11 protein-coding genes are annotated in these 11169 nt (G+C 36.3%); all 11 read left to right on the top strand.

Annotation, left to right across the window (positions count from 1 at the left end):
• Positions 1 to 553 precede the first annotated feature (553 nt).
• The 11 genes from P20480_RS04640 to P20480_RS04680 all read left to right on the top strand — a co-directional run bounded on the left by P20480_RS04640 (position 554) and on the right by P20480_RS04680 (position 11087).
• Positions 554 to 901: a four helix bundle protein gene (locus P20480_RS04640; RefSeq protein WP_008131632.1), complete on the top strand. Its 348-nt coding sequence runs from the start codon at positions 554 to 556 to the stop codon at positions 899 to 901.
• A gap of 47 nt (positions 902 to 948) precedes the next feature.
• Positions 949 to 1911, top strand: coding sequence for a Wzz/FepE/Etk N-terminal domain-containing protein (locus P20480_RS04645; protein ID WP_008131629.1), 963 nt, complete (start codon positions 949 to 951; stop codon positions 1909 to 1911).
• 278 nt (positions 1912 to 2189) lie between these two features.
• On the top strand, positions 2190 to 3308 hold the full coding sequence (gene wecB / locus P20480_RS04650) for a non-hydrolyzing UDP-N-acetylglucosamine 2-epimerase (protein ID WP_008131627.1): 1119 nt from the start codon (positions 2190 to 2192) through the stop codon (positions 3306 to 3308).
• Between the two features lie 218 nt (positions 3309 to 3526).
• Entirely contained in the window at positions 3527 to 4816 is a 1290-nt protein-coding gene (wecC, locus tag P20480_RS04655) for a UDP-N-acetyl-D-mannosamine dehydrogenase (protein ID WP_008131625.1), read from the top strand.
• Positions 4816 to 5907 (top strand): dTDP-glucose 4,6-dehydratase, encoded by a 1092-nt coding sequence (rfbB, locus tag P20480_RS04660; RefSeq protein ID WP_008131623.1) that lies wholly within the window; start codon positions 4816 to 4818, stop codon positions 5905 to 5907. The genes wecC and rfbB overlap by 1 nt, the downstream gene beginning before the upstream one ends.
• On the top strand, positions 5904 to 6770 hold the full coding sequence (rfbA, locus tag P20480_RS04665) for a glucose-1-phosphate thymidylyltransferase RfbA (RefSeq protein ID WP_008131621.1): 867 nt from the start codon (positions 5904 to 5906) through the stop codon (positions 6768 to 6770). Before rfbB ends, rfbA begins: the two co-directional genes overlap by 4 nt.
• Complete coding sequence (locus tag P20480_RS19675) at positions 6770 to 7315, top strand: GNAT family protein (RefSeq protein ID WP_008131619.1); 546 nt, start codon at positions 6770 to 6772, stop codon at positions 7313 to 7315. Before rfbA ends, P20480_RS19675 begins: the two co-directional genes overlap by 1 nt.
• 2 nt (positions 7316 to 7317) lie before the next feature.
• Positions 7318 to 7482 (top strand): GNAT family protein, encoded by a 165-nt coding sequence (locus tag P20480_RS20125; RefSeq protein WP_008131618.1) that lies wholly within the window; start codon positions 7318 to 7320, stop codon positions 7480 to 7482.
• Position 7483: 1 nt separating this feature from the next.
• A complete protein-coding gene (gene rffA / locus P20480_RS04670) occupies positions 7484 to 8608 on the top strand; it encodes a dTDP-4-amino-4,6-dideoxygalactose transaminase (RefSeq protein ID WP_008131616.1) in 1125 nt (374 codons plus the stop codon).
• A 50-nt stretch (positions 8609 to 8658) separates the two neighbouring features.
• Complete coding sequence (locus P20480_RS04675) at positions 8659 to 9852, top strand: oligosaccharide flippase family protein (RefSeq protein ID WP_158308107.1); 1194 nt, start codon at positions 8659 to 8661, stop codon at positions 9850 to 9852.
• Positions 9849 to 11087: a glycosyltransferase family 4 protein gene (locus tag P20480_RS04680; RefSeq protein ID WP_008131613.1), complete on the top strand. Its 1239-nt coding sequence runs from the start codon at positions 9849 to 9851 to the stop codon at positions 11085 to 11087. The genes P20480_RS04675 and P20480_RS04680 overlap by 4 nt, the downstream gene beginning before the upstream one ends.
• Positions 11088 to 11169: the final 82 nt, after the last annotated feature.

Below are 11169 nucleotides of genomic sequence, written 5' to 3'. Positions count from 1 at the left end.
AGTGATTTTATTTACCACAGAGGTAAAGATAAGCCGTTAGGGATTAAGGAAGTGACGAGTTGCGAGCTTCGGGGTTTAAATAGCCTGTAGGCGGGGCTTTACGCCGCGCAAACTTGTTTCTCGGTGTAGCTCGCAGCGCCTCGCGTGCTCTGTGGTTCAAAATGATTTTTGTAGACGGGGCTTTACGCCCGCAGGTGTTTACTTAAAGACTATGAACCTAGAACCTAAAACCTATTTTTTTATCAGACCGTAGGAACTGCAACCTAGGGGCGGAAGCTTGCCCGAAGGGCTAGACAAGCAAATAGTTTTGCTTTCAAGCTGGAGCGAGAGGAGCTCTGCGACGAACTGGAACGTGGAGCGTGCCTGAAGGGCTAGATAAGCTTACAGCGACGAGCCTAGAGCCTAGAGCCTAGAGCTCGAAGCCTGAAGCCCAAAGCTCGAAGCCTGAAGCTCGAAGCCCGAAGCCCAAAGCTCGAAGCTCTAAAATTAACTAACTGTAAAAACGCTAAAACCTGCTACATTTTTACTTTAAAGTATTACTTTAGAGTTAAAAATGAAATACGAAAATCTAGAAGTTTGGCAAAGAGCATTTAAGTTAAGTTTATTAATTTATAAAAGCTTTCAGCAGCTCCAGGATTATGGTCTAAAAGATCAAATGTGTAGATGCTCTGTTTCTGTACCTAGCAATATTGCAGAGGGGATGGAAAGAGGTTTTGAAAAAGAAAAAACTCGCTTTTTATGGATTGCCAAAGGCTCCATAGGCGAATTAAAAACACAAGTTATGATTGCTTCAGAATTAGGATATATCAATAGCTTAAAAGCAGGTTATATTCTCGAAGAATGTGAGGTTATTGCAAAGATGCTAAGCAGATTAATAACGGTCATTAAAAATAGCTCTTAGCCAATAGCTCGCGGCCCGAAGCCACTTACTAGAACCACGAGACCCATATGAATAACCCAAGTACATTACAAAATAACGAGCCAATGCCAAGCAGCGGATATAACAACAACATTGCCGATGACGAAATAGACCTTCGCGAACTCTTTGCGGTCATTTGGCAGGGTAAGTGGCTAATTATAGCAATTACAACTTTATTTGCTGTGGCTTCAGTTTTTTACGCCATTAATCAACCTAATATTTATAAGTCTGAAGCATTATTAGCCCCTGCAGAGCAAGAAGGTGGCGGTGGTTTAAGTGCCTTAGCTGGGCAGTTTGGTGGTTTAGCGAGTTTAGCGGGTGTTGACTTGGGCGGTGGTCCAAGTAACAAAGCACAATTAGCTATTGAAGTGTTAAAGTCGCGCCAATTTACCAGCGACTTTATTCAAAAACACAATATACTGCCTGACTTAATGGCTGCCGAATCGTGGAATATGAAAACCAATACAGTTGTGTACAATAGCGAAATGTATGATGCGCAAAATAATAAATGGCTGCGAGAGGTTGAAGCGCCTTTTAAGCCAGAGCCATCTATGCAGGAAGCGTTTAAGGTTTTTAGCAAAATAATAAGTGCCAGCAGCGACAAAGAAACAGGTATGGTTAAAATAGCGATAGAGCATGTGTCGCCTTATGTTGCACAGCATTGGGTAGAATGGTTAATACAAGATATAAACGCCACTATGAAGCAGCGTGATGTGCTAGAGGCAATAAAAAGCACTGAGTTTTTAACGAAGCAATTAGAGCAAACTAAAATTGCTGATATTCGTGCAGTGCTATATAAACTAATTGAAGAACAAACAAAAACCATTATGTTTGCTAAAGTTCGTGATGAATACGTATTTAAAACGATTGATGCGGCATTAGTGCCAGAAGAAAAATTCAAGCCAAAACGCGCACTAATTGCAATACTTGGCACAATGTTAGGTGGCATGTTGAGTGTGATGCTTGTATTAGTTCGAAACTATATGAAATAGGTGGCCTATTGGGCACTTTTAAATAAAAGTACAAAAACAAGCATTTACAATGAGATAGTCTAAATTGACTGTCTCAATATGGAAAAAAGTGTCTCAGTGGGTTGGAATAATACTGAGATGAAAAGTTGTAAAAATTCAATTTCAAAGTAGGCAGCAAGCTTCTTGTTAGAGTTGCTTTGTACAGTTAGCTGCAGATAATTTTGCTTAAAATGACATAAGAGTGTCATTTAATAACATTACGCTACTAGCTGTTTAGTAGTTAAATAAAGGATATAGAAGTGAAAGTATTAACAGTATTTGGCACCCGCCCAGAAGCCATTAAAATGGCCCCACTTGTACATGCTTTAGCTAACGATAGCCGCTTTGACGCTAAAGTATGTGTAACGGCGCAACATCGTGAAATGTTAGACCAAGTACTAGAGCTTTTTAAAATCACGCCAGAGTACGACTTAAACTTAATGAAAGCAGGGCAAACACTGCCAGAAGTAACAAGCCGAATATTGCAAGAGCTAACACCCGTACTCAAAGAGTTCAAACCAGATGTAGTGTTAGTGCATGGTGATACCGCAACAACGTTTGCAGCAAGCTTAGCTGCTTATTACGAACAAATAGCAGTAGGGCATGTTGAGGCGGGTTTACGTACCGGTAATATTTACTCACCGTGGCCAGAAGAAGGTAATCGTAAATTAACCGGCTCTCTTACCAAGTACCATTTAGCGCCTACCGAAAACTCTAAGGCTAACTTGCTTAAAGAAAATGTTGCAGCTGAAAATATATCGGTAACAGGTAATACAGTTATTGATGCGTTATTAATGGTTAAACAGCAAATTGAAAATGACACAGATTTAAGTAACACCTTAGCTGGTCAGTTCCCAATGCTTGATGAAAGTAAAAAGCTTATTTTAGTTACCGGCCACCGCCGAGAAAGCTTTGGTGGTGGGTTTGAGCGCATTTGTGAGGCGTTAGCGCAAACAGCTAAAGCGCACCCAGATACGCAAATACTTTACCCTGTGCATTTAAACCCAAATGTACAAGAGCCAGTAAAGCGTATTTTAAAAGATGTTGATAACGTACATTTAATTGAGCCTCAGCAATACTTACCATTTGTATATTTAATGAATCGCTCTCATATTATCTTGACTGATTCTGGTGGTATTCAAGAAGAAGCACCAAGCTTAGGTAAGCCTGTATTAGTTATGCGTGATACAACTGAGCGCCCTGAAGCAGTTGATGCGGGTACAGTTAGGTTGGTTGGTACCGATGTAGTTAAAATAACCTCAGCATTAAATGAGCTCTTAACTAACAACGAATCATACGTAACAATGAGCCGCGCTCATAACCCGTATGGTGACGGTAAAGCGTGCCAACGAATCTGCGATATTTTAGCAAAAAGTTAATTGGTAGCAGCGATTTTATATCGCGTCACAATATTATAAAGAATAGATTCACAAGCTATAAAATACATAAATACCGCTTGTATCAAAAAGTTTAAAATTAGAATTTTGTAGAACCTAGAACCTAGAACCTAGAACCTAGAACCTAGAACCTAGAACCTAGAACCTAGAACCTAGAACCTAGAACCTAGAACCTAGAACCTACATAAACAAGGAACACCATGTCATTTAATACGATTTCAGTTGTTGGTTTGGGCTATATTGGCTTACCAACAGCAGCTATGTTTGCGTCGCGCAAAAAAAAGGTAATAGGGGTTGATGTAAATCAACATGCGGTTGACACTATTAATCGTGGTGAAATACATATAGTAGAACCTGATCTAGATATGATTGTTCATGCTGCAGTGGCTGAAGGGTATTTAAAAGCGACGACGACACCTGAACCTGCTGATGCATTTTTAATAGCCGTACCAACACCATTTAAAAGCACTTTAAATAAAGAAAGTGATTCAGTAATACCTGAGCCTGATTTAAGCTATATCAAAAAAGCCAGTGAAGCTATTGCGCCAGTGCTTAAAAAAGGTGATTTAGTTATACTAGAATCAACATCACCTGTTGGTGCTACAGAGCAAATGGCTGTGTGGTTAGCCGCTGCACGCCCTGACTTAACTTTCCCTGGTCCTGAAAGTAGTTATACAGACACAAACATAGATGTAAATGTAGCACATTGCCCAGAACGTGTATTACCAGGCCATGTAGTTCGTGAGTTAGTAGAAAACGATCGTGTAATAGGTGGCATTACCGCTAAATGTTCCGCTCGGTCTGTTGAACTTTATAAAACGTTTGTGCAAGGTGAGTGTGTAATAACAAATGCGCGTACAGCCGAAATGGCAAAGTTAACTGAAAACTCATGCCGCGATGTACAAATTGCATTTGCTAATGAGCTTTCAATCATTTGCGATAAATTAGATATAGACGTTTGGGAGCTTATCTCATTAGCTAACCGCCATCCTCGCATCAATATTTTACAACCAGGCCCAGGTGTTGGCGGGCATTGTATAGCAGTAGATCCTTGGTTTATTGTTAGTAAAACCCCAGAACAGGCACAAATGATTCATACTGCTCGTAAAGTAAATGATGCAAAGCCTGAGTGGGTAATTAATAAAGTTAAGTTAGCAATTGCTGATTTTTTACAAGCTAACCCAACTAAAACTGCAAAAGAAGTAACCGTTGCTTGTTATGGCTTGGCTTTTAAACCAGATATTGATGATTTACGTGAGAGTCCGGCTTTAAATATCACAAAGCAAATTGCAGCATTGCATTCGGGCTCTGTCATAGCAATTGAACCTAATATAAATAAACTGCCGAGTAGCATTTCAACATTCAACTTATCTACATTTAATAATGCAAAAGAAAATGCGGACGTTCATTTATTATTAGTTGATCATAAAGAGTTTAAAAATACTGATTTAAAAGTAGAGTATTTAATAGATACAAAAGGTATTTGGTAATGAAAATATTAGTTACTGGAGGTGCCGGCTTTATTGGTTCTGCTGTTATACGCCATATTATTAATAATACTAATGACTCAGTTATAAACTTAGATAAATTAACTTATGCAGGTAATTTAGAGTCTCTCTTTGAAGTATCTACGAGCGAACGCTACACATTTGAACAGGTTGATATTTGTAACAGAGCAGAGCTTGATCGTGTTTTCAAAACACATAAGCCAGATGCAGTAATGCATTTGGCTGCGGAGAGCCATGTTGACCGCTCAATCACAGGCCCTGCAGAGTTTATACAAACTAATATTGTAGGTACGTATAACTTATTAGAAGCTGCTCGTGAATATTGGAATACGTTGGATGGTTGTGCTAAACAAACATTTAGATTTCATCATATTTCCACCGATGAAGTTTATGGTGATTTACCACATCCAGATGAACAAGATGGCGAGCTCCCCTTATTTACTGAGCAAACTGCTTACGCCCCCAGTAGCCCTTATTCGGCTAGCAAAGCGTCAAGCGATCATTTAGTGCGTGCTTGGCTGCGTACTTATGGTTTACCTACCATAATTACAAATTGCTCAAATAATTATGGCCCTTACCATTTCCCTGAAAAACTAATTCCTCTAGTTATTCTTAATGCACTTGAGGGGAAAGAGCTGCCAATTTATGGTAAAGGTGACCAAATACGTGATTGGCTTTATGTAGAAGATCACGCTCGAGCCTTATACAAGGTAGTAACTGAAGGTAAAGTTGGCGAAACGTATAATATTGGTGGCCACAACGAAAAACAAAATATTAAAGTGGTGCAAACCATTTGCAGTATTTTAGATGAACTTGTACCTAAAGCAACAAATTATGCAGAGCAAATCACTTATGTAACAGATCGTCCAGGCCATGACCGACGCTATGCAATAGATGCCTCTAAAATGAGTAAAGAACTTAACTGGACGCCAGCAGAAACATTTGAGACTGGATTAATGAAAACAGTTAAATGGTATTTGGCGAATCAAGCATGGTGTAAAAATGTACAAGATGGCTCTTATCAACGTGAACGCTTAGGTACATTGGATAATGAAAAGGATATAAAATCATGAAAGGCATAATATTAGCTGGAGGCTCAGGCACACGCCTTTACCCAATCACAAAAGGCGTATCTAAACAGTTATTGCCTGTTTACGATAAACCCATGATTTATTATCCCATTTCTGTGCTAATGCTCGCAGGTATACGCGATATTCTCATTATTACCACACCAGAAGATCAATCATCATTCCAACGATTATTGGGCGATGGCAGTGACTTCGGCATTAATCTTCAGTATGCCGCTCAACCTAGTCCGGATGGATTAGCTCAAGCCTTTATTATTGGTGAAGAATTTATTGGTAATGATTCTGTTTGTTTGGTATTGGGCGATAATATTTTTTGGGGGCATGGTTTTACGCCTATATTAAAGCGAGCAGCAGCAAGGCCAGCAGGTGCTACGGTATTTGGTTATCAAGTGAAAGACCCTGAACGTTTTGGCGTAGTCGAATTTGATGAAAATCAAAAAGCTATTTCGATTGAAGAAAAGCCTAAAAACCCTAAATCGCATTTTGCTGTGACAGGCTTGTATTTTTACGATAACTCGGTAGTTGAAATCGCTAAAAAAGTTAAACCTTCTGAACGAGGTGAATTAGAAATCACAGCAATTAACCAGGCATACTTAGATCAAGATAACTTAAATGTAGAGCTACTTGGCCGCGGTTTTGCTTGGTTAGATACTGGTACAGATGATAGCTTGCTTGAAGCTGCAACTTTCGTAGAAACGATAGAAAAGCGCCAGGGTTATAAAATTGCTTGCCTTGAAGAGATCGCTTATTCAAATAACTGGATAAGTAAAGACAGGTTAGTAGAGTTAGCCAAACCCCTAGCTAAAAATGGTTATGGTCAGTACCTACTTAGTTTGGTATCTGATTAATGGCTAATATTTTTAAAAAAAATCAATGGGAATCAGATTTTTTTAACCAGCATGTATTTAATTTAGAACAATGCCATTTAAGCAAATCTAGTGAGATTGCTTTTTCTGAGTTACCTATTGAATCGTTAATTTGCTGTAAGATTGCACCAAGTAACTACTTAGAATGTGATCAGATTAGTAGCTTAGGTTTCACTCTTGTCGAAGGTGAAGTCGTTTTTAAAAAAAAGCTAGTATCGCATCAACATGAAAAAATGTTTGAAAAGGTAGATAGTGAATATTATGCAAAAAATGATGATTTAAAAGATCTATTAAAACATAGTGAAGGTTTATATTCGCATAGCCGGTTTCGAGAGCCGTGGTTTACAACAAAACAAAAAGACCGATTTTATACAAAATGGTTAGAGAATGCTGTACTTGGGCTATTTGACGACTGTTGCTTATTAATAAAAATTAGCAATAAAATTGCAGGCTTTATTACTTTGAAGCTTCATCTTAACAGCGTATCTATTGGGCTTATTGGCGTTTTTCTCCATTTCAAGGAATAGGTTTGGGGTCTCAATTATTGAAACTTGCTGAATCTTACGCACTAGAAAACGGAAAGTACGAAGTAACAGTGGCAACACAATTGGCTAATTCAGCGGCATTAAAATTATACAGTTCAAACAATTATCTAATTTCAAATACTGCATATTGGTTTTATAAACAGGTATAACATGATTCCATTTAATATTCCCCCGAAAACAGGTAAAGAGCTAGATTATATAAAACAGTCAATTGACTCGGACAAGCTTTGTGGTGACGGCTATTTTTCAAAAAAATGCGAAAAGTGGATTGAAGATAATTTTAAAACATCTAAAGCTTTGTTGACGCCGTCTTGTACCGCTGCATTAGAACTTGCCGCCATTTTAATTGATATAAAACCCGGTGATGAAGTAATTATGCCTTCATATACTTTTGTATCTACTGCAAATGCATTTGTATTGCGTGGTGCCAAAATAGTATTTATTGATATTCGCCCTGATACGCTGAACATAAATGAACAATTAATAGAAGGTGCAATAACCACAAAAACTAAAGCGATTGTACCCGTACACTATGCAGGCGTAGCATGTGAGATGGATACTATATTAGCTGTTGCTGAAAAACATAAATTATGGGTGATTGAAGATGCTGCTCAAGGTGTAATGTCAACATATAAAGGTAAAGCACTTGGGGCGATAGGCCATATTGGTTGCTTCAGTTTTCATGAGACTAAAAACTACTCATCAGGCGGTGAAGGCGGTGCTATTTTAATTAACGATCCTAAATTAATTGAACGTGCTGAAATTATTCGTGAAAAGGGTACAAACCGTAGTCAATTTTTACATGGTTTGGTTGATAAATATACATGGCAAGATGTCGGCTCTAGTTTTTTGCCTGGTGAATTACAAGCTGCTTATTTATATGCTCAATTAGAAGAAGCTCATAACATCAATAATGCTAGGTTAGATATTTGGAACACCTATTATAAAGAGTTAAGCCATATATTTAATAAAGAGCAATTGCCTCATATACCTGACAATACGAAACATAACGCACATATGTTTTATCTAAAAATGGCGAGTAACGACCAGCGCAATCAATTTATTCAATATATGAAAAACAATGGAGTTGTAACGCCTTTTCATTATATCCCTCTGCATTCTAGCCCAGCAGGAAAAAAATTTGGTTATTTCTTTGGGGACGATAAATTTACAACAAGTCTTAGCAATAAGTTAGTACGTTTGCCATTATTTCAGTCTATAGGTACAGAGCAGATAGAAATACTCATTGACTTAACACATAATTATATTAGATGAATATGTTTGAGTACTTTAAAGGTCTGTACTTAGTATTATTGTTATCATTAGTGAAATTAGTTTATGGTTTACTCTTTGTTAAACTTGTAGTTCAATACTTTACAGTCGCTGAATTCGGAGTCTATGGGCAAGTATTAAGTATATTTTCATTAATGCTTATGCTGCCTAATTCGTTTATACAAAATGGTCTTGTTAAGTATTTAAGTCCAGCAGTAAATAAGCAAAATATGGATGACGTGATTGGGTATATCAATGCATCTTTTATTTTAGCACTTAGCCTTAGCTTTTTTATTGTATTATTTGTTCTTGTTGTTTTTGTTTTTTTTAGAAAACAAATTCTACCAGATGAATTACCATATAATATATATGTTATTATATTGGTTATGTATATACCTGCTGTATTCAGCGGAATACAGGTAGCGATAAATAATTGTAACGGTAATACTAAGGCCTTATTAAAATCTAATATATACGCTTCGTTACTTGTGCTTGGTGCTATATTTTTGTTTTCAATAGATTTGTTCAATGTCATTTTGTTAGCAACAAGTCATTATGTTTTTATTATGCTCTATCTTGTATTTAGAAATATAAGAAAAGGTATGTTTAATTTTAATTGGTTGGTTGTTAAAAGTAAAAAACGATATATCAGCACGTTAGTCCCTTTTGTGCTTATTGGCGGTACAAGCTTTTTTTCAATACAACTCGGGCAAACTATAATTCGTCCTGTTCTTGGTGATAGTTATGGTTGGGATGCCGTAGGTTTTTGGCAAGTTACATTGAGATTATCTGACTTGTCTTTATTTTTTATCACCACATTCTTTACAAGTATACTGTACCCAGCATTAGCAAAAGAAGTTAATAAGCGAGGTATTGTCAATGAATACCGAAAGTTTTTTATTTGTATATATTTACCTTTGTCTATAATTCTACTAGCTAGTCCTTTATATAATGGATTAATAATACAATTATTATTTGATGATAAATTTATACAGGTTGATACTTTGGTTTTACCGACTTTTATCGGGGATTTATTGAGGATAGCTGCTTATAGCCTAGGTTTACTTTTATTAATAAAGGGTGGCACTAAATTAAATATCTTTGTGCAATTAATTCAGTTTTTACTTTATATAACTTTTAGTTATATAGGAATGCAGGCTGGTTTAATTGGTTTAGTCTGGGGATATGTTGCTTCATATACGATATATCTGTGTATTGTCATTTTATTAGTGAAAAAAATAGCATGAATAACTACTTGTTAATTGTCTCGTCTTTAAATCGCGGTGGAATTGAAAATTATTTTATTCAATTAGCAACTGCTTTATATGCAAATGGTAATACTGTCACTATTTTAGCTCTTTCAGATCAATATGAACCTGAGTTAAAAATAAAAGCAGAAAAAGTATCTAGAGTTATTAGTTTAAAATTAGTAACTCGTAATTTCTGTTTCCCTGATCGTGCGACTTTAAATTTATTGTTCGGTTTGAACAAAGGCAAAGTATTGTCTGAATTTGGTGATATAGATAGAATAATCGCGCCTAGTAGTTATGCTTTAGTTGTTGCTAATGCTATAAATGATGTTCGTGTTCATAAGTGCGATATCGTTGCAGGAGTGTATCATTCCCGAGAGTTTACATGGAATACAAATAGATACCATCGCAGAGTTGAAAGGGCTCTATTCTCTAATGCTTTAAGTTGTGGAAAGGTACATGTTTACGGTAAGGAATTACTGAGGGAGTTATTCAATGAATATGGATTAGAGTTTCGAGAAATTAACACGTTTCCTCTAGGTGTTGATTTGGAGCAGAATGATGTGAAAATTGGGAGTTATCATTCTCGAAATATAGTTATTATAGCGAGATTCGTGAAATTTAAATCTTATATTTATCATTTTATAGAAAATTTTGCGAAATTGTTGGAGCTTGATTCTAACTTTAGGTTGAAAATTTATGGTTATGGTCCAGAAAAGGAACGATACGAAAAAATAATTTCGTCTAATAATTTAGATCAGTATGTCGAGCTGAAATCACCTATCGAATTATCAGATTTTAAAAATGTTTTACGGAACTGTTTATGTTTTGTCGGTGGGGGAACAGCTCTCCTGCATGCAGCTAGTTTAGGAATACCATGTATTGTTGGTTTGGATAATAATCCAGATATCACATCACCTGGATTTTTTTCAAATATTAAAGTTGACGCGTATAATGAGCTAACAAGCTATGCTTCTGAAGAGTTATCAAATACTATAAATATAATAGATGAGCTCATTTCATTATCTAAAGATAGTTATGAGCAATTATCTATGGAACATGTAAATAAATCCCGTAAATTTAATGTTATTGACAATGTGAGATATTTTAATTTGCTTTTTACAGAAAAAAACAAGCAAAAAAAAATTCAATTTTCGATAATTCGGTATTCACTGTCATTTTTATTTTCACGTTTTGATAGACGTTTTATTAATAGATTTGATCGACTTTAGAAGTATGATGTCATGCTTATATTTGTTTAGCTGATTTTGATTGGTTAAAGATTGCTTTCTAACCTAGTGTGATAGTTATGTA

The sequence above is a fragment of the Pseudoalteromonas sp. BSi20480 genome, assembly GCF_000241365.1.
In the GTDB taxonomy this organism is placed as follows: Bacteria; Pseudomonadota; Gammaproteobacteria; order Enterobacterales; family Alteromonadaceae; genus Pseudoalteromonas; species Pseudoalteromonas marina.
Note: the sequence above shows the minus strand (reverse complement) of the source record. Positions and strands in the feature narration are given on the sequence as shown.

Bases quoted from the DNA above. Each gene is read 5' to 3' on its own strand.
- rfbA (WP_008131621.1), top strand. From the start codon at position 5,904: ATGAAAGGCATAATATTAGCTGGAGGCTCAGGCACACGCCTTTACCCA.
- P20480_RS04645 (WP_008131629.1), top strand. From the start codon at position 949: ATGAATAACCCAAGTACATTACAAAATAACGAGCCAATGCCAAGCAGC.
- P20480_RS04640 (WP_008131632.1), top strand. From the start codon at position 554: ATGAAATACGAAAATCTAGAAGTTTGGCAAAGAGCATTTAAGTTAAGT.
- rffA (WP_008131616.1), top strand. From the start codon at position 7,484: ATGATTCCATTTAATATTCCCCCGAAAACAGGTAAAGAGCTAGATTAT.
- wecC (WP_008131625.1), top strand. From the start codon at position 3,527: ATGTCATTTAATACGATTTCAGTTGTTGGTTTGGGCTATATTGGCTTA.
- P20480_RS04680 (WP_008131613.1), top strand. From the start codon at position 9,849: ATGAATAACTACTTGTTAATTGTCTCGTCTTTAAATCGCGGTGGAATT.
- rfbB (WP_008131623.1), top strand. From the start codon at position 4,816: ATGAAAATATTAGTTACTGGAGGTGCCGGCTTTATTGGTTCTGCTGTT.
- P20480_RS19675 (WP_008131619.1), top strand. From the start codon at position 6,770: ATGGCTAATATTTTTAAAAAAAATCAATGGGAATCAGATTTTTTTAAC.